This is a genomic window from Pseudomonas sp. B8(2017), from assembly GCF_002113575.1.
Classification (GTDB): Bacteria; Pseudomonadota; Gammaproteobacteria; order Pseudomonadales; family Pseudomonadaceae; genus Aquipseudomonas; species Aquipseudomonas putida_Z.
Genome location: NZ_NEIO01000002.1, coordinates 142,179 through 159,281, shown reverse-complemented (window position 1 = coordinate 159,281; position 17,103 = coordinate 142,179). Strand labels below are relative to the sequence as shown.

At 64.4% G+C, this 17,103-nt stretch carries 15 protein-coding genes and 1 pseudogene; 13 read left to right on the top strand and 3 right to left on the bottom strand.

What is annotated here, in order from left to right; all coding sequences use genetic code 11:
* Window positions 1–5 precede the first annotated feature (5 nt).
* From paaK to CAG22_RS28455, 11 genes and pseudogenes are all read left to right on the top strand, one after another.
* Window positions 6–1,325, top strand: coding sequence for a phenylacetate--CoA ligase PaaK (paaK, locus tag CAG22_RS04210; RefSeq protein WP_075045233.1), 1,320 nt, complete (start codon window positions 6–8; stop codon window positions 1,323–1,325).
* A 292-nt stretch (window positions 1,326–1,617) separates the two neighbouring features.
* Window positions 1,618–2,607 carry a 1,2-phenylacetyl-CoA epoxidase subunit PaaA gene (gene paaA, locus CAG22_RS04205; protein ID WP_025339109.1) on the top strand — a complete coding sequence of 330 codons (990 nt, stop codon included), beginning with the start codon at window positions 1,618–1,620 and terminating at the stop codon, window positions 2,605–2,607.
* Between the two features lie 25 nt (window positions 2,608–2,632).
* Window positions 2,633–2,914, top strand: coding sequence for a 1,2-phenylacetyl-CoA epoxidase subunit PaaB (paaB, locus tag CAG22_RS04200; RefSeq protein ID WP_013972614.1), 282 nt, complete (start codon window positions 2,633–2,635; stop codon window positions 2,912–2,914).
* A gap of 8 nt (window positions 2,915–2,922) precedes the next feature.
* Window positions 2,923–3,681, top strand: coding sequence for a 1,2-phenylacetyl-CoA epoxidase subunit PaaC (gene paaC / locus CAG22_RS04195; protein ID WP_085704535.1), 759 nt, complete (start codon window positions 2,923–2,925; stop codon window positions 3,679–3,681).
* Window positions 3,668–4,201 carry a 1,2-phenylacetyl-CoA epoxidase subunit PaaD gene (gene paaD / locus CAG22_RS04190; protein ID WP_025339107.1) on the top strand — a complete coding sequence of 178 codons (534 nt, stop codon included), beginning with the start codon at window positions 3,668–3,670 and terminating at the stop codon, window positions 4,199–4,201. Before paaC ends, paaD begins: the two co-directional genes overlap by 14 nt.
* A 15-nt stretch (window positions 4,202–4,216) precedes the next feature.
* Window positions 4,217–5,293 (top strand): 1,2-phenylacetyl-CoA epoxidase subunit PaaE, encoded by a 1,077-nt coding sequence (gene paaE / locus CAG22_RS04185; protein ID WP_085704533.1) that lies wholly within the window; start codon window positions 4,217–4,219, stop codon window positions 5,291–5,293.
* A gap of 169 nt (window positions 5,294–5,462) precedes the next feature.
* Window positions 5,463–5,771, top strand: coding sequence for a DUF485 domain-containing protein (locus CAG22_RS04180; protein WP_004376242.1), 309 nt, complete (start codon window positions 5,463–5,465; stop codon window positions 5,769–5,771).
* Window positions 5,762–7,330 (top strand): annotated as a pseudogene (locus CAG22_RS04175) (cation acetate symporter); the annotation flags it as partial. The gene CAG22_RS04180 and the pseudogene CAG22_RS04175, both read left to right, overlap by 10 nt.
* 40 nt (window positions 7,331–7,370) lie before the next feature.
* Window positions 7,371–8,603, top strand: a complete 1,233-nt coding sequence (locus CAG22_RS04170) for an OprD family porin (protein WP_031324467.1) — start codon at window positions 7,371–7,373, stop codon at window positions 8,601–8,603.
* A 29-nt stretch (window positions 8,604–8,632) separates the two neighbouring features.
* Window positions 8,633–10,684: a phenylacetic acid degradation bifunctional protein PaaZ gene (gene paaZ, locus CAG22_RS04165; RefSeq protein ID WP_025339102.1), complete on the top strand. Its 2,052-nt coding sequence runs from the start codon at window positions 8,633–8,635 to the stop codon at window positions 10,682–10,684.
* 156 nt (window positions 10,685–10,840) lie between these two features.
* Window positions 10,841–11,011 (top strand): hypothetical protein, encoded by a 171-nt coding sequence (locus CAG22_RS28455; protein ID WP_155951620.1) that lies wholly within the window; start codon window positions 10,841–10,843, stop codon window positions 11,009–11,011.
* A gap of 199 nt (window positions 11,012–11,210) precedes the next feature.
* On the opposite strand, the gene CAG22_RS04160 is transcribed toward CAG22_RS28455, so the two are convergent.
* Window positions 11,211–11,468 (bottom strand): DUF6555 family protein, encoded by a 258-nt coding sequence (locus CAG22_RS04160; protein WP_025339101.1) that lies wholly within the window; start codon window positions 11,466–11,468, stop codon window positions 11,211–11,213.
* A 169-nt stretch (window positions 11,469–11,637) separates the two neighbouring features.
* On the bottom strand, window positions 11,638–11,847 hold the full coding sequence (locus tag CAG22_RS04155) for a general stress protein (protein WP_003259459.1): 210 nt from the start codon (window positions 11,845–11,847) through the stop codon (window positions 11,638–11,640).
* 275 nt (window positions 11,848–12,122) lie between these two features.
* Between CAG22_RS04155 and CAG22_RS04150 the strand changes: the two genes are divergently transcribed.
* Complete coding sequence (locus CAG22_RS04150; protein ID WP_085692593.1) at window positions 12,123–15,905, top strand: CheR family methyltransferase; 3,783 nt, start codon at window positions 12,123–12,125, stop codon at window positions 15,903–15,905.
* An 81-nt stretch (window positions 15,906–15,986) separates the two neighbouring features.
* The gene (locus CAG22_RS04145; protein WP_085704531.1) at window positions 15,987–16,385 is read left to right on the top strand and encodes an NUDIX hydrolase; all 399 of its coding nucleotides are present in this window, start codon (window positions 15,987–15,989) and stop codon (window positions 16,383–16,385) included.
* A 166-nt stretch (window positions 16,386–16,551) separates the two neighbouring features.
* Here CAG22_RS04145 and CAG22_RS04140 read toward each other — a convergent pair whose 3' ends face one another.
* Window positions 16,552–17,103 (bottom strand): ATP-dependent Clp protease proteolytic subunit, encoded by a 552-nt coding sequence (locus tag CAG22_RS04140; RefSeq protein WP_085704529.1) that lies wholly within the window; start codon window positions 17,101–17,103, stop codon window positions 16,552–16,554.

The window sequence follows — 17,103 nt, the reverse complement described above, 5'->3', positions numbered from 1 at the left end:
AAGCCATGAACATGTACCATGATGCCGATCGTGCCCTGTTGGACCCGATGGAAACCGCCAGTGTCGACGCCCTGCGCCAGCACCAGCTGGAGCGCCTGCGCTGGAGCCTGAAGCACGCCTACGACAACGTGCCGCTGTACCGCCAGCGCTTTGCCGAGTGCGGCGCCCACCCCGACGACCTCAAGTGCCTGGAAGACCTGGCGAAGTTCCCCTTCACCGGCAAGAACGACCTGCGCGACAACTACCCCTACGGCATGTTCGCCGTGCCCCAGCAAGAGGTGGTACGCCTGCACGCCTCCAGTGGCACCACCGGCAAGCCGACGGTGGTGGGCTACACCCAGAACGACATCGATACCTGGGCCAATGTGGTCGCCCGCTCGATCCGTGCTGCGGGTGGGCGCAAGGGGGACAAGGTGCATGTCTCCTACGGCTACGGCCTGTTCACCGGCGGGCTCGGCGCGCATTACGGTGCCGAGCGCCTGGGCTGCACGGTGATCCCCATGTCCGGTGGCCAGACCGAGAAGCAGGTGCAGCTGATTCGCGACTTCCAGCCCGACATCATCATGGTCACCCCCTCCTACATGCTCAACCTGGCCGACGAGATCGAGCGCCAGGGCATCGACCCGCAAGACCTCAAGCTGCGCCTGGGCATATTCGGCGCCGAGCCTTGGACCGACGAGCTGCGCCGCTCGATCGAGCAACGGCTGGGCATCGATGCCCTCGACATTTATGGCCTGTCGGAAATCATGGGGCCTGGGGTGGCGATGGAGTGCATCGAAACCAAGGATGGCCCGACCATCTGGGAGGACCATTTCTACCCCGAGATCATCGACCCGGTCACCGGTGCGGTGCTACCGGACGGCCAACTGGGCGAACTGGTGTTCACCTCGCTGAGCAAGGAAGCGTTGCCCATGGTGCGCTACCGCACCCGCGACCTCACTCGCCTGCTGCCCGGTACCGCCAGGCCGATGCGGCGGATCGGCAAGATCACCGGCCGCAGCGATGACATGCTGATCATTCGCGGGGTCAACGTGTTCCCGACTCAGATCGAGGAGCAGGTACTAAAAATAAAACAGCTTTCTGAGCTTTATGAGATTCATCTGTATCGCAATGGCAACCTGGACAGTGTCGAGGTGCATGTGGAACTGCGTGCGGAGTGCCAGCACCTCGATGAAGGCCAGCGCAAGCTGTTGACCGGGGAGCTGACCAAGCAGATCAAGACCTACATCGGCATCAGCACCCAGGTGCGCCTGCAGCCCTGCGGCACGCTCAAGCGTTCCGAGGGCAAGGCCTGCCACGTGTTCGACAAACGGTTGGCCAGCTGATTCATTCGGCTGCCTTTTCGGCCCCGGCATCGTCCGGGGCTTTTTTTTGCCTGGGAAATTGCTGGGGGCGCTTTGCGCCCCTTTCGCCGGCAAGCCAGCTCCCACAGGAGAGCGGTTGCCCTGGAGATGGACGCTGTCCCTGTGGGAGCTGGCTTGCCGGCGAAAGGGCTGCACAGCAGCCCCCTTGACCAGCAAAGCGATACACAAAACTTATTCGATACACATAAAACTGTTTGACGTTATGTTTTGTATCGCTTACAAATGACTCATGCCTTAGCAGGAGTCGGAACACATGTACGCACAGCTAGTGGAAACCGGAGTCAAGCGCGTCAAGTCGCTGGAAGAGATGTCGCCCGAGGAGCGCAACTTCCAGGAAAAGATCGACGCCGAAATCAAGATCGAAGCCAAGAACTGGATGCCCGAGGCCTATCGCCAGACCCTGATCCGGCAGATCTCCCAGCACGCCCACTCGGAAATCGTCGGCATGCTGCCCGAAGGCAACTGGGTCACCCGTGCCCCCAGCCTCAAGCGCAAGCTGCAGCTGATGGCCAAGATCCAGGACGAAGCCGGCCACGGCCTGTACCTGTACAGCGCCATGGAAACCCTGGGCGCCGACCGTGACGAAGAAATCGCCAAGCTGCACAGCGGCAAGGCCAAGTACTCGAGCATCTTCAACTACCCCACTCTCAGCTGGGCCGACATGGGCGCAGTGGGCTGGCTGGTGGACGGCGCCGCCATCGTCAACCAGGTGGTGCTGCAGCGCACCTCTTACGGCCCGTATTCGCGCGCGATGATCCGTATCTGCAAGGAAGAGAGCTTCCACCAGCGCCAGGGCTACGAAATCCTCCTGACCATGATGCGCCACGGCACCCAGGCCCAACGGGACATGGTCCAGGACGCGATCGACCGCCTGTGGTGGCCGGCACTGATGATGTTCGGCCCCAGCGACGAGCACTCCCCCAACAGCGCCCAGTCCATGGCCTGGAAGATCAAGCGCCAGACCAACGATGAGCTGCGCCAGCGCTTCATCGACCAGACCGTGCCGCAGCTCGAACTGCTCGGCTGCACCGCCCCCGACCCCGAGCTGAAGTGGAACGCCGAGCGCGGCCACTACGACTTCGGCGAAATCCAGTGGGACGAGTTCTACGAAGTGATCAAGGGCAATGGCCCATGCAACCAGGAACGTGTCGCCACACGGCGCAAGGCCATCGAGGACGGCGCCTGGGTACGCGAGGCCGCCGTGGCCTACGCGCGCAAGCAACAGAACAAGAACGCCGCCTGAGCGGCGATTGATGCGGAGATCGAAAATGTCTGTCTGGACCCTCTACGAAGTGTTCGTGCGCAGCAAGCACGGCCTTAACCACAAGCATGTCGGCAGCGTGCACGCCGCCGATGCCGCCATGGCCATCGAAAACGCCCGCGAGCTGTACACCCGCCGCAGCGAAGGCGTGAGCCTGTGGGTGGTGCCCTCGGCACTGATCACCGCTTCTTCCCCGGACGAGAAAGACCCGCTGTTCGCCCCGGCGGACGACAAGGTCTACCGCCATGCCAGCTTCTACGAACTGCCCGACGAAGTCGGACACATGTGAGGTTGGCCATGCACAACGAAACCCTTGTCCCCTACCTGCTGCTGCTCGGCGACAGTGCCCTGGTGCAGGGCCAGCGCCTCTGCGAATGGTGTGGCCGCGCCCCGGCCATCGAAGAAGAACTGGCCCTGATGAACGTCGGCCTCGACCTGGTAGGCCAGGCGCGCAACTGGCTGGAGTACGCCGCCGAGCTGCTCGATGATGGCCGTGACGCCGACGCCCTGGCCTTCCGCCGTGACGAGCGCGCTTATCGCAACCTGTTGCTGGTCGAGCAGCCCAACGGCGATTTCGCCGTGACCATGACCAAGCAGTTCTTCTATGACGCCTGGCATTTCGCCGTGCTTCAGGGCCTGGTCGGCTCGAACGACGAGCGTATCGCCGGTATCGCCGCCAAGGCCCTGAAGGAAGTCACCTACCACCTGCGCCGCTCCAGCGAGTGGGTGCAACGCCTGGGCGGTGGCACCGAAGAAAGCCGCCAGCGCATGCTCGCGGCCATCCCGGCACTATGGCGCTTCACCGTCGAGCTGGCTGCCGGTAGCGACAATGAAGTGCACCTGGCGCAAGCGGGTATCGCCGCCAACCCCGCTGCCGTCGGCGCGGCCTGGCTCAAGCAGGTTGGCGAGACCTTCGCTTCGGTCGAGCTGCCGCTGCCCAAGGCCGCCAGCCACTTTTACCTGGACGGTCGCAAAGGCCTGCACACCGAGCACCTCGGCCTGCTGCTGGCCGAGATGCAGTTCCTGCCAAGGGCGTACCCCGATGCAACCTGGTGAGCTGATTGCCGGCGACCGTGGCGCCCGCGCGCCACGCGGCGACGACCTGGCCCGGGCCTGGGCGGTACTGGCCCAGGTCATGGACCCGGAAGTGCCCGTGGTCAGCGTGGTCGACCTGGGCATCGTGCGCGACCTCGACTGGCGCGCCGGGCACCTGCACCTGGTCGTCACGCCGACCTATTCCGGCTGCCCGGCCACCGAGGTGATCGAAGGGGATATCCGCCAGGCGCTGGAACAGGCCGGTTTCCCCGCCCCGGCTCTGGAGCGCCGGCTGACCCCGGCCTGGAGCACCGACTGGATCAGCGAACTGGGCCGCGAGCGCCTGCGCGCCTACGGCATCGCCCCGCCACAGGGCAGCGCCAGCAAACGCAGCCTGCTCGGCGAAGCGCCGCAGGTGTGCTGCCCGCAGTGCGGCAGCGCCCATACCGAATTGCTCAGCCAGTTCGGTTCCACGGCTTGCAAGGCGCTTTACCGCTGCCGCGAGTGCCTGGAGCCGTTCGACTATTTCAAATGCATTTGAGCCGTGGAGAACGCCATGAGCCAGTTTCACAGCCTGACCATCAAGCAAGTGCGCAACGAGACCCGCGACGCGGTGTCGATCGCCTTCGACGTGCCCGAGCACCTGCAGGCGCAGTTCCGTTTCACCCAGGGCCAGTACCTGGTCATGCGTACCCAGCTGGACAACGAAGAAGTCCGCCGTTCCTACTCCATCTGCAGTGCCGTGCAGGACGGCGAACTGCGTGTGGCGGTAAAGCGCGTGCCTGGCGGGCGCTTCTCGGCATTTGCCAATGACGTGCTCAAGGCCGGCCAGCAACTGGAAGTGATGCCGCCGTCGGGCAGCTTCTTCGTGCCACTGGAACCGGCCCGCCAGGGCAACTACCTGGGCGTGGCTGCCGGCAGCGGCATCACCCCGATCCTGTCGATCATCGCCACTACCCTGGCCAGCGAGCCACACAGCCGCTTCACCCTGCTGTACGGCAACCGCTCCAGCTCTGGCGCACTGTTCCGCGACAAGCTGGAAGACCTGAAGAACCGTTACCTCGACCGCCTGAACCTGATTTTCGTGTTCAGCCGCGAGCAGCAGGATGTCGACCTGTACAACGGCCGCATCGATGCCGACAAGTGCGGCCAGTTGTTCGCGCGCTGGATGGACGTTGCCAACCTGGATGCCGCATTCATCTGCGGCCCGCAGGCGATGACCGAGACGGTGCGCGACAGCCTGCGGGCCAATGGCCTGGCCAAGGAACGCATCCATTTCGAGCTGTTCGCCGCAGCCGGCAGCGAAGCCCGTCGTGAAGCCCGCGAGGCGGCGCGCCAGGTGGACTCGGCGCTCAGCCACATCACCGTGATCAGCGACGGCCGCGCGCTTACCTTCGACCTGCCACGCAATACCCAGAACGTGCTGGACGCCGGCAACGCCATCGGCGCCGAGCTGCCGTACTCGTGCAAGGCCGGCGTGTGCTCGACCTGCAAGTGCCGGGTAATCGAGGGCGAAGTGGAGATGGACAGCAACCATGCCCTGGAGGATTACGAAGTGGCGGCCGGGTACGTGCTGTCGTGCCAGACCTACCCGGTGAGCGACAAGGTGGTGCTCGATTTCGACCAGCTCTGAAACCGCGTCGCCGGCTTCGCGGGCGCGCCCGCTCCCACAGGGATAGCACAAGTCTCAAGCACACCGCCGCACCTGTGGGAGCGGGCATGCCCGCGAAGAGGCCCTAAGCAACACCGCAACACCCGCGTGACCTCAACAAAACAATTACAACACCCAGAGATCGCAACCCATGACACCCGAACGCATCGAAAGCATCGCCAACCACCCCGACTTCCAGCACCTGGTGCAGCGCAAACGCCGCCTCAACGGCAGCCTGACCCTGGCCATGCTGGTGATCTACTACGGCTTCGTCCTGCTGGTGGCGTTCTCCCCCAGCACCCTCGGCCAGTCCCTCAGTGGTGGCGTCACCACCGTCGGCATGCTGGTGGGCGTGCTGATGGTGCTGCTGTCCTTCGCCCTGACCGGTATCTACGTGCACCGCGCCAACAACGTGCTCGACCCGCTAAACGACAAGGTCAAGCAGGAGTGCGCACAATGAACTGGACCGCCATCTCGATGTTCATGGTGTTCGTCTGCTTCACCCTGCTGGTCACCCGCTGGGCTGCCATGCGCACCCGCTCGGCCAGCGACTTCTACACCGCCGGCGGGGGCCTGACCGGCATGCAGAACGGCCTGGCGATCGCCGGCGACATGATCAGCGCCGCGTCGTTCCTGGGCATTTCGGCAATGATGTTCATGAACGGCTACGACGGCCTGCTGTATGCCCTGGGCGTACTGGCCGGCTGGCCGATCATCCTGTTCCTGATCGCCGAACGCCTGCGCAACCTGGGCAAGTACACCTTCGCCGACGTGGTCAGCTACCGCCTGGCGCAAACCCCGGTGCGCCTGACCTCGGCCTTCGGCACCCTGGTGGTGGCGCTGATGTACCTGGTGGCGCAGATGGTCGGTGCCGGCAAGCTGATCGAACTGCTGTTCGGCATCAGCTACCTGTACGCGGTGATGCTGGTCGGCGTGCTGATGGTCGCCTACGTCACCTTCGGCGGCATGCTCGCCACCACCTGGGTGCAGATCATCAAGGCGGTGATGCTGCTGTCGGGCACCAGCTTCATGGCCTTCATGGTGCTCAAGCATTTCGGCTTCAGCACCGAGGCGATGTTTGCCAGCGCCGTGGCCGTGCATGCCAAGGGCCAGGCGATCATGGCCCCGGGCGGCTTGCTGTCCAACCCGGTGGACGCCATTTCCCTGGGCCTGGGCATGATGTTCGGTACCGCCGGCCTGCCGCATATCCTGATGCGCTTCTTCACCGTCAGCGATGCCAAGGAAGCGCGCAAGAGCGTGTTCTATGCCACCGGGTTCATCGGCTACTTCTACCTGCTGCTGATCGTCATCGGCTTTGGTGCCATCGTCATGGTCGGCACCGAGCCGTCCTACCGTGACGCCACCGGCGCGATCATCGGCGGCGGCAACATGGTCGCCGTGCACCTTGCCCAGGCCGTGGGTGGCAATCTGTTCCTCGGTTTCATCTCCGCCGTGGCCTTCGCCACCATCCTGGCGGTGGTCGCCGGCCTGGCGCTGTCCGGTGCATCGGCCGTTTCCCACGACCTGTATGCCTGCGTGGTGCGCCAGGGCAAGGCCAGCGAGCAGGAGGAAATGCGCGTGTCGCGTATCGCCACCCTGCTGATCGGCCTGCTGGCGGTCATCCTCGGCCTGATGTTCGAATCGCAGAACATCGCCTTCCTCTCCGGCCTGGTGCTGGCGGTGGCCGCCTCGGTCAACTTCCCGGTGCTGCTGCTTTCGATGTTCTGGAAAGGCCTGACCACCCGCGGCGCGGTGTGCGGCAGCATGGCCGGCCTGGTTTCGGCTGTGCTGCTGGTGGTGCTGGGCCCGGCGGTGTGGGTCAACGTGCTGCATCACGAAAAGGCGCTGTTCCCCTACAGCAACCCGGCGCTGTTCTCCATGAGCCTGGCCTTCCTCGGCGCCTGGGTGTTCTCGGTCACTGACAGTTCCGAACGCGCCAGCCAGGAACGTGGCCGCTACCTGGCCCAGTTCATCCGTTCCATGACCGGAATCGGCGCTGCCGGCGCCAGCAAGCACTGACTCTCAGGGAAGAACAACCATGTCGGGTAAAACAACAACAATGAACCGCACGCACTTCATTTCGGCCGCCTGGCTGGCGACCCTCGCCCTGCCGATGCCGGCGATGGCAGACTTCATCGGCGACAGCCACGCCCGGCTGGAGCTGCGCAACCACTACCTGAACCGCGACTTCCGCCAGAGCAACGCACCGCAGGCCAAGGCCGAGGAATGGGGCCAGGGCTTTACCGCCAAGCTGGAGTCGGGCTTCACCGAAGGCCCGGTCGGCTTTGGTGTCGACGCCATGGGCCAACTGGGCATCAAGCTCGACTCCAGCCGTGACCGCCGCAATACCGGCCTGCTGCCTTTCGGCCCGAACAGCCATGAACCGGTCGATGACTACAGCGAACTGGGCCTCACCGGCAAGGTGCGGGTGGCCAAGAGCACCCTGCGCCTGGGGACCTTGCAACCGATCCTGCCGGTAGTGGTGTACAACGACACTCGCCTGCTGGCTTCCACCTTCCAGGGCGGCCTGCTCACCAGCCAGGACCTGGCCGGCCTGACCTTCAACGCCGGCCGCCTGACCAAGGCCAACCTGCGTGATTCCTCGGGCCGCGACGACATCGGCTACGGCGCCGCCAGCAGCGACCACCTGGACTTCGGCGGCGGCAGCTACGCCATCACCCCGCAAACCAGCGTCAGCTACTACTACGCCAAGCTCGAGGACATCTACCGCCAGCAGTTCGTCGGCCTGATCGATACCCGCCCGCTGGGCGAAGGCCTGAGCCTGCGCACCGACCTGCGCTACTTCGACAGCCGCAACGACGGCGCCGAGCGTGCCGGCAACATCGACAACCGCAACTTCAACGCCATGTTCACCCTCGGCGTACGGGCCCACAAGTTCACCGCCGCCTGGCAGCAGATGTCCGGCGACAGTGCCTTCCCGTTCGTGAACGGCGGCGACCCGTTCACCGTCAACCTGGTCACCTACAACACCTTCACCCGCGCCGGGCTGGACTCGTGGCAGGTGCGCTACGACTACGACTTCGTCGCCATGGGTATCCCCGGCCTGAGCTTCATGACCCGCTACACCGATGGCCGCCACGCCGAAACCGCCACTGTCAGCAATGGCCGTGAGCGTGAGCGCGACACCGACATCACCTATGTCATCCAGAGCGGCCCGTTCAAGGACGTCAGCCTGCGCTGGCGCAACGTCACCTTCCGTTCCGGCAATGGCCTGACCAACGCCGTGGACGAAAACCGCCTGATCATCGGCTACACCGTGGCGCTGTGGTAACAGCGCCCCCCTCTACATTGGAGAACAGCATGTCTGCCGCCCCTACCTTGCAAAGCTTCATCGCCGGCCGCTGGCTTGGCCAGCACGGCGCCCAGGCCCTGCGTAGCGCCCTGGATGGCCACGTCTTGGCCTACAGCCACGAAGAACGCCCGGACTTCGCCGAAGCCGTGGACTTTGCCCGCGCCCGCGGCCTGGCCGCGCTGATGGCCATGGACTTCCAGCAACGCGCTGCCCGCCTTAAGGCATTGGCCCTGTACCTGGCCGAGCGCAAGGAGCAGCTCTATGCCCTGTCCCACCACAGCGGCGCCACCCGTGCCGACAGCTGGATCGACATCGAAGGCGGCAACGCCACGCTGTTCTCCTATGCGGGCATCGGCAGCCGTGAACTGCCGTCAGGCAACCTGGTGCACGAAGGCCCGGCCATCCCGCTGGGCAAGCAAGGCCATTTCGCCGGCAGCCACATCCTGGTGCCGCGCGCCGGCGTGGCAGTGCACATCAACGCCTTCAACTTCCCCATCTGGGGCATGCTGGAGAAGTTCGCCCCGACCTTCCTGGCCGGCATGCCGTGCATCGTCAAGCCGGCGACCTCGACCAGCTACCTGACCGAGGCCGTGGTGCGCCTGATGAATGCATCCGGGCTGTTGCCCGAAGGCAGCCTGCAACTGGTGATCGGCAGCACCGGCGACCTGCTCGACCGCCTGCAAGGCCAGGACGTGGTGACCTTCACAGGTTCCGCCGACACCGCCGCCAAATTGCGCGTCACGCCGAACCTGGTACGCAACTCGGTGCCGTTCACCGCCGAAGCCGATTCGCTGAACTGCGCCATCCTCGGCCCGGACGTGACCCCGGACAGCGAAGAGTTCGACCTGTACATCAAGGAGGTGGTCCGCGAAATGACCACCAAGGCCGGGCAGAAATGCACCGCCATCCGCCGCGCCATCGTACCGGCCAGGCACATCGACGCCGTTGCCACGCGCCTGCGCGAGCGGCTGGCCAAGGTGGTGGTCGGTGACCCGTCGCTGGAAGGCGTGCGCATGGGCGCCCTGGCCTCCCACGACCAGCAGCACGATGTGGCCGAGCGAGTGCGCAGCCTGCTGCAGAGCTGCGACCAGCTGTTCGGCGCCAGCGATGGCTTTGCACCGCGTGGCGAGGGTGTGGCCGAGGGCGCGTTCTTCGCCCCTACCTTGCTTCAGGCCCGTGACCCGCATGCCGAAGGCGGTGCCCACGATATCGAAGCGTTCGGCCCGGTCAGCACGCTGATGGCCTATGACGACCTCGATGAAGCCCTGGCGCTGGCCGCGCGGGGCAAAGGCAGCCTGGTGGCGACCCTGGTCACCGCCGACCGCAGCGTGGCAGCCAAGGCCATCCCGGTGGCCGCCGCCTGGCATGGCCGCCTGCTGGTACTCGACAGCGAGGCAGCCAAGGAATCCACAGGCCATGGCTCGCCATTGCCGCAGCTCAAGCATGGCGGCCCGGGCCGCGCTGGTGGTGGTGAAGAGCTGGGTGGCCTGCGTGCCGTCAAGCACTACCTGCAACGTGCCGCTGTACAGGGTTCGCCGAGCATGCTAACGGCGGTAACCGGCGAATACGTGCGCGGTGGCGAAGTGATCGAAACCGAAGTGCACCCGTTCCGCCGCTATTTCGAGCAGTTGCGCATCGGCGAGTCGCTGCTCACCCACCGGCGCACCGTGACCGAAGCCGACCTGGTCAACTTCGGCTGCCTGTCGGGTGACCATTTCTACATGCACTTCGACGAGATCGCCGCCAAGCAATCGCAGTTCGGCAAGCGCATCGCCCACGGCTATTTCGTGTTGTCGGCAGCGGCCGGGCTGTTCGTCTCCCCGGGTGCAGGCCCGGTACTGGCCAACTACGGCCTGGATACCCTGCGCTTCATCAACCCGGTGGGCATCGGCGACACCATCCAGGCGCGCCTGACCTGCAAGCGCAAGATCGACCAGGGCAAGACCAGCCCGCTGGGCCAGCCCCAGGGCGTGGTGGCGTGGGATGTGGAGGTGACCAACCAGCTGGGCGAGCTGGTCGCCAGCTACGACATTCTCACCCTGGTGCTGAAACAGCCCTGACAGTGCCGTTGGTCAGGGGCAGTGGAGATCCAACCGACCTCCCCTGGCTGTTGCCGCTCTCATTCAATGAGGGGTGGTCAATGGCTTCGCCTCTCACTCCTGTATTGGGCCCGCCTGATCGCGGGCCTTTTTTTCATCGAGAGCGAGGGTTGCGAGATGAAGGACATGCTTGGCATGGGTGGCGGCAGCGCACAGGATGACTGGCCAGAGCTCGAGCCGGACCGGCGCAATGACCGGGCAGATGACCCGGATGCCGACCCCAATGTGACAGATGACGAAGAAAACCGCCCGGGCGTACCGGCCAGCGACCCCGAGTCCGGTGCCTAGACGGCCTGCGCGTACCTAACGCTGTGCATGGCACCGGCTGTGCCGGTGTTCGCGGGCGCGCCCGCTCCCACAGGTATGGCGCACTCCTTGAGCTGGTGGTGTCCCTGTGGGAGCGGGCATGCCCGCGAAGCAGGCGACGCGGTGCTTTGAGCAAGACAGTTGTTCATACAAGGATTGCGCAAGGTCTTGCAATCGGGAATCACATTGTCGCCGCAGACTGGTTCGGCTTGCCGCCGGATACCCGCCAGCTCACCGCGGTAATGCCATAGCGCTCGGCCATCGGCCTGCTGACTTTCCTGATCTTCTCCCGGCCGAACTTGGGAATGATGCCGATGCCCGCATCGCAACTCGCCCAATGCCAGGCCTCGGCATTGTCCAGCGTCTCCAGACGAATGATGAAACTGCGCGGCTGGCCATGCAGTTGGTAATCGATGATGTACAGCTGTGGGCTAGGCATCGCAGGGGCCTCCTCTTCTCCATGGATGACACCCTGATTGATCGGGGCACGGCCAGAAGATTCAAAAAATTGTCGAACAACAGGTACCAGAGGCTATTGCAGCCTCGTTACGCAGGGCCTGGCCGGCACCCGGTACCTGCGGATACCGGGTGTCCAGCAACCCTTCAACTTACTGCTGGCGGCCCCCGCCGTGGCTGTTCTGGCCGCCCTTTCGACCGGCCTCCGATGCCCGTTGGCGGTCATTGGCGAAGTTGCCGCCAGAAGCCTGCCCGCCTTTGTGCCCCGCACGGGAGGCCCGTTCCCGGTCGTTGGCGAAATTGCCTGGGTTGGTTTCCTTGGTACCGCCGCGCTGGCTGGTGCGCTCTTGATCCTGCGCCATGTGGTTTCTCCTTGCGATGGATGGGTCGCATGGATGCTTGCCATGCCTTGGTTCCGAGCCGCCGATCACATAGTCTGCTCAATGGTTTTGCCGGCAACTGACCAGTGGCACCAAACATGGGTCGGCAAAAGGTTGGCGTGACGGAAGCAGGCGGGTCGCACTTTCCTGTGCCTGCGGAGGTCTCAACAACATGGCGACGGCCTATAATCCCGCCACACACACGCCCGATGATGCTGCTACGGGCGGAACGTTCCGGTCTGCACAAGGCTCCGTCCATGAAGTCGTCCCCCAAGCAACCTGCCTCGCCCCAGAACCCGGCGCTCAGCCCCAGCCACCTGGATTTCCCGGTGGTGGGCATCGGTGCATCGGCAGGCGGCCTGGAAGCGATCTGTACGCTGTTCCGGCAAATGCCCAGCGATTGCGGCATGGCCTTCGTCGTGGTCCTGCACCTGTCCCCCGACCACCAGAGCGTCGCCGACCGCATCATCCAGGAGACCACGCAAATGCCGGTGCGCCAGGTGACCGAGCCGGTGCCGATCGAGCGCAACCACATCTACGTGATTTCACCGGCCAATCGCCTGTCCACCAACGACGGCTACCTGCGCGTGACCCAGGCCAACCGGCGCCGTGGCGACCACGTGGCCATCGACCTGTTCTTCCGTGACCTGGCTGACGTGCACAAGGACCACGCCTTCTGCGTGGTGTTGTCCGGTACCGGTGCTGATGGCGCCGTGGGCCTTTCGCGGATCAAGGAGCAAGGCGGCGTGACCTTGGCGCAAAACCCGGACGACGCCCAGTACGACAGCATGCCCCGCGCCGCCATCGAGACCGGCATGGTCGACCTGGTGCTGCCGGCGGCAGAAATGCCGCAGAAGCTGCTGGAACTGTGGCGCAATGCCCGCCAGGTCCGGCTCCCGGAAATCGAGGACGACACCCTGCCACCGGCCTTGGGCACCCGTGTCGGCGATGCCCAGGCCAGCGAGCCGATGCTCGAGGAGATCCTGCTGCAATTGCGCAGCAATACCGGCCACGACTTCCAGCACTACAAGCGCGCCACGGTGCTGCGGCGCATCGAGCGCCGCCTGCATGTGACCGGCCAGGCAGACCTGGCGGCCTACCTGCATTACCTGGAACAGCACCCCGCGGAATCCCGGGCGTTGCTGGCCGACATGCTGATTGGCGTGACCAATTTCTTCCGCGACCGCGAAGCGTTCGAAGCACTGGAGCGCCATGTGTTGCCACAGCTGGTCTGCGAACGCGACCCGGCCGAGGGCGCCGACGAGATACGCGTGTGGTCGGCCGGCTGCTCCACCGGCGAAGAGGCGTACAGCCTGGCCATGCTGGTTTGCGAGCAGCTGGCACTGGAGCAGCGCTCGCACAAGGTACAGGTGTTCGCCACCGACCTGGACGAACGCGCCATCGGTATCGCCCGCAGTGGTTCCTACCCCGAAGCGATCGTCACCGACGTGCCGCCCAGCCGGCTGCGCCAGTTCTTCCTCAAGGAAGACCAGCATTACCGGGTGCGCAAAGAAGTTCGCGAGAAGGTGCTGTTCGCTCGGCATAACCTGCTGTCGGACCCACCGTTCTCGCAGATCGACCTGATTGTCTGCCGCAACCTGCTTATCTACCTGGACCGCGAAGTGCAGCGTGACATCCTGCAGATGTTCCACTTCGCCCTGCGCCCGGGTGGCTACCTGTTCCTCGGTTCGTCCGAGTCGGCCGACATGGCCAGTGAACTGTTCGCCCCGGTGGACAAGCGCAATCGCATTTTCCGCGCACTCGATGCCAGCAATACCGGCCGCCGTTCCGGCCGTCAGCTGGCCGGCACATCTGCCGCCAGCATGCCCCTGGAAACGCTGGCCAAGGCCAAGCCGGGGCGCAAGCCATCGTTCGCCGACCTGCACTACCGCGCCCTGGCGCGCCGCATGCCGCCCAGCCTGATCGTCGATATCGACGGCAATATCCTGCACATGAGTGAAGGCGTGGGGCGTTTCCTGCAAGTGGCCGGTGGCGAACCGAGCCGCAGCCTGCTCAACCTGGTGCTGCCGCCCCTGCGCCTGGCCCTGCGCAGCACCTTGTTCCAGGCGCGTCAGGGGACCGAGGCGGTGACTTCGCGCCCTGTCGACCTGGCGGAAACCATGGGCAAACTGCAGGTGGAGATCACCGTGCAGCCGTACAAGGACGACCTCAGCGCCAGCGATTGCCTGCTGGTGGTATTCGAGGAACGCGCGCCCGACCCGTCCCTGCCGTTGCCCGGCGTCATCCGCCAGACCGACAGCATGGTGCTGCAAAACCTCGAACGCGAACTGCAGCGCACTCGCCTGCAACTGCAGGAAACCATCGAGCAGTCAGAGGTCTCCAGCGAGGAGCTGACGGCTTCCAACGAAGAGATGCAGGCCATCAACGAGGAGTTGCGTTCGGCCAGCGAAGAACTGGAAACCAGCAAGGAAGAGCTGCAGTCGATCAACGAGGAACTGCTCACGGTCAACTACGAGTTGAAGAACAAAGTCGAGGAAACCGACAAGGTCAACGACTACCTCAGCAACCTGATCGCCTGCACCGAGATCGCCACGGTGTTCGTCGACCGCAACCTGCATATCCGCTGGTTCACCCCGCGCGCCACCGACCTGTTCAACATGTTGCCGGTCGATACCGGCCGTTCCCTGCTCGACATCACCCACCGCCTGGATTACCCGGCGCTGGCCGACGATGCCCGCGCCGTGGCCCAGGGCGAGGCCATCATCGAGCGTGAAATCGGCGGCCAGGGCGATCACTGGTACCTGGCGCGCCTGCTGCCCTACCGCTCCAGCGAGCAGAAAATCGACGGCACGGTGCTGACCTTCATCGACATCAGCAGCAGCCATGCCGCCGAAGAGCGCGTGCGCCTGGGCGAAGAGCGCCTGAGCAAGCAACTGGCCGAGTCGCAGAGCACCAGCCACATGAAGGACGAGTTCTTCGCCGTCATGTCCCATGAACTCAAGCACCCGCTCAACCTGATACAGCTCAATGCCGAAATCCTGCGCCGCCTGCCGTCGCTGCGGAACATCAGTGCAGCGAGCAAAGCCGTGGGTACCATCTGCGACGCGGTAACCAGCCAGGCGCGGATCATCGACGACCTGCTGGATGTGGCGCGCATTCGCACCGGCAAGCTTAAGCTCAAGACCGAACCTGTGGATCTGCTCGCCCTCCTGCAGGGCATCCACGATGTGGTGGTGAGCGAGCAACACCCCTGCCCGGTTCGCCTGGAGCTGCCCGCCGACACTCTGCCGGTGATGATCGAAGGTGACGTTACCCGCCTGGAGCAGATCATCTGGAACCTGCTCAACAACGCGCTGAAGTTCAGCCCGGCGGGCAATGAGATACGCCTGGTGCTGAGCCACGACGAGGACCACGCCCGCCTGCAGGTGATCGACCATGGAGTGGGCCTGAGCCACGACAGCCTCGAGCATATCTTCGACCTGTTCAGCCAGGCTACGTCGCAACAGGCCAGCCACAGCCGCGAAGGCCTGGGCATCGGCCTGTCGCTGGTAAGGCAACTGGTCGAGGCACATGGCGGTACCGTCCGCGCCACATCAGCGGGGCTTGGCCTGGGCTGCACCTTCACGGTCACCCTGCCCCTTTGCGAAACGCAGCCCCAGCAGCGTACGCAGGGCTCGGAGCCGCCGAGCGAGGGCCGTCTGAACGGAATTCGCGTATTGCTGGTGGATGACTCCGTAGAGGTGCTGGCGGTGATGCAGGAGCTGCTGGAAATGGAGAGCGCCACTGTCAATGCCTTCAGCAAGCCACGTGAGGCCCTGGACGCCGCTGCGGGTGAGGAATACGACATCATCCTGTCCGATATCGGCATGCCGGTGATGGACGGCCATGCGTTGATCAAGGCCCTGCGTGGCTACGTGCACCTGCGCCATACCCCGGCCATCGCCCTGACCGGCTATGGCGCCAGCGCCGACCAGTACAAGTCGCGCCAGTCGGGCTTCGACCGGCACCTGAGCAAGCCGGTGGGCTATGACGAGCTGGTGGAGGCCATCGAGGCGCTGAGCGGCTCGGTGCCTTACTGACCGTTGGTCGCTTTAAACGCAACGTTCATTGCTGCCGGGGGCCGAATCTACATGGAATGAGGGATTCGCCCAGGAGCCTGAATGAAGCCAGTCAAGCATCGCGCCACCATCATCTGCCGGCATGGCAAACAAACCCATAAATGGTTGTGGGTGAGAAAGCCCAACGCCGCCTGGACCCTGCCCGGCGGCAAGATAGAGCCCGGCGAGACGCCGGTGCAGGCAGCGGAGCGTGAATTGCTTGAGGAAACCGGGTTGCAGGCAGAATCGCTGACCCTCTTGATGCGTCATGAAACGGCAGAGCGCATGCATTATGTGTTCGAGGCGGAGTTCGCCGACGCCCCGCATCCCAAGGCCCTGCATGAAATTGCTGATTGCCGGTTCGCTCACCCGGACCAGGTGCCCATGCTCAAGGACGAGATCAAGCTGCTGATCCGCTCGTTGCTGGCCTGTGACCGGGCTACGGCGGCGTCAGTGAGGTAGACCTTCTTCACCTGTGCCGGCCCTTTCGCGGGCTTGCCCGCTCCCACAGGTTCGGTGGAATGCCTGTGGGAGCGGGCAAGCCCCCACAGGTGCTCCACCGTGTCTGAAGCATGTGCTGAACCTGTGGGAGCGGGTTCACCCGCGAAGAGGCCGGCACAGGAATCCGCTAGGCATGCACACTCCACTGACACGCCTCTGCCTCGATCGGCATTTCATCAATGGCATGGATCATCCCGTTCGCCAATGCCTCCCGGGGCCCGAGTATCCGCGGGTAGGCCATCAGATACCGCGGTACATCCAGCACCTCGTCCGCCCCTTCAGTCCGCTCGGCGACGATCTGTGCATACAGCCGCAGGTCATAGTCCAGGCTCATCGCATATTCGGCCATGCGGGAGTGGTCGACCGAGCCATGCAAGGTCCAGTGGAACGGATGGAACAGGAACTTGCTGTAACTGCATGCAGTGCGCCGATCCCCGGCCAGAAACAGGATGTTGCCCATGGATTCCACCGTGCCGAGGTTGTGGGTATGCACCTCGACCGGTAACGCCCGCAGGAAGTTGTACAAGGTAAACCCGTAGCTGCACTCGCCGCCCATGGTGGCGATGTTCAGTTGCAGGACTTCGGCCCCCTGCTGCAACGCCCGCGAACAGGTGCTGATCAGGTTGCCGCAGGTGGATGAATTGATAGGCCCGGTGAAGTGGACGATATGTCTGGCCAT

What these genes read in the sequence shown, in the direction of transcription:
- CAG22_RS04180 (WP_004376242.1), top strand. Translation starts at nt 5,463, where the DNA reads ATGACACCCGAACGCATCGAAAGCATCGCCAACCACCCCGACTTCCAG.
- CAG22_RS04160 (WP_025339101.1), bottom strand. Translation starts at nt 11,468, where the DNA reads ATGCCTAGCCCACAGCTGTACATCATCGATTACCAACTGCATGGCCAG.
- paaZ (WP_025339102.1), top strand. Translation starts at nt 8,633, where the DNA reads ATGTCTGCCGCCCCTACCTTGCAAAGCTTCATCGCCGGCCGCTGGCTT.
- CAG22_RS28455 (WP_155951620.1), top strand. Translation starts at nt 10,841, where the DNA reads ATGAAGGACATGCTTGGCATGGGTGGCGGCAGCGCACAGGATGACTGG.
- paaC (WP_085704535.1), top strand. Translation starts at nt 2,923, where the DNA reads ATGCACAACGAAACCCTTGTCCCCTACCTGCTGCTGCTCGGCGACAGT.
- CAG22_RS04170 (WP_031324467.1), top strand. Translation starts at nt 7,371, where the DNA reads ATGAACCGCACGCACTTCATTTCGGCCGCCTGGCTGGCGACCCTCGCC.
- paaE (WP_085704533.1), top strand. Translation starts at nt 4,217, where the DNA reads ATGAGCCAGTTTCACAGCCTGACCATCAAGCAAGTGCGCAACGAGACC.
- CAG22_RS04155 (WP_003259459.1), bottom strand. Translation starts at nt 11,847, where the DNA reads ATGGCGCAGGATCAAGAGCGCACCAGCCAGCGCGGCGGTACCAAGGAA.
- paaB (WP_013972614.1), top strand. Translation starts at nt 2,633, where the DNA reads ATGTCTGTCTGGACCCTCTACGAAGTGTTCGTGCGCAGCAAGCACGGC.
- CAG22_RS04150 (WP_085692593.1), top strand. Translation starts at nt 12,123, where the DNA reads ATGAAGTCGTCCCCCAAGCAACCTGCCTCGCCCCAGAACCCGGCGCTC.
- CAG22_RS04145 (WP_085704531.1), top strand. Translation starts at nt 15,987, where the DNA reads ATGAAGCCAGTCAAGCATCGCGCCACCATCATCTGCCGGCATGGCAAA.
- paaA (WP_025339109.1), top strand. Translation starts at nt 1,618, where the DNA reads ATGTACGCACAGCTAGTGGAAACCGGAGTCAAGCGCGTCAAGTCGCTG.
- paaD (WP_025339107.1), top strand. Translation starts at nt 3,668, where the DNA reads ATGCAACCTGGTGAGCTGATTGCCGGCGACCGTGGCGCCCGCGCGCCA.
- paaK (WP_075045233.1), top strand. Translation starts at nt 6, where the DNA reads ATGAACATGTACCATGATGCCGATCGTGCCCTGTTGGACCCGATGGAA.
- CAG22_RS04140 (WP_085704529.1), bottom strand. Translation starts at nt 17,103, where the DNA reads ATGGCCAGACATATCGTCCACTTCACCGGGCCTATCAATTCATCCACC.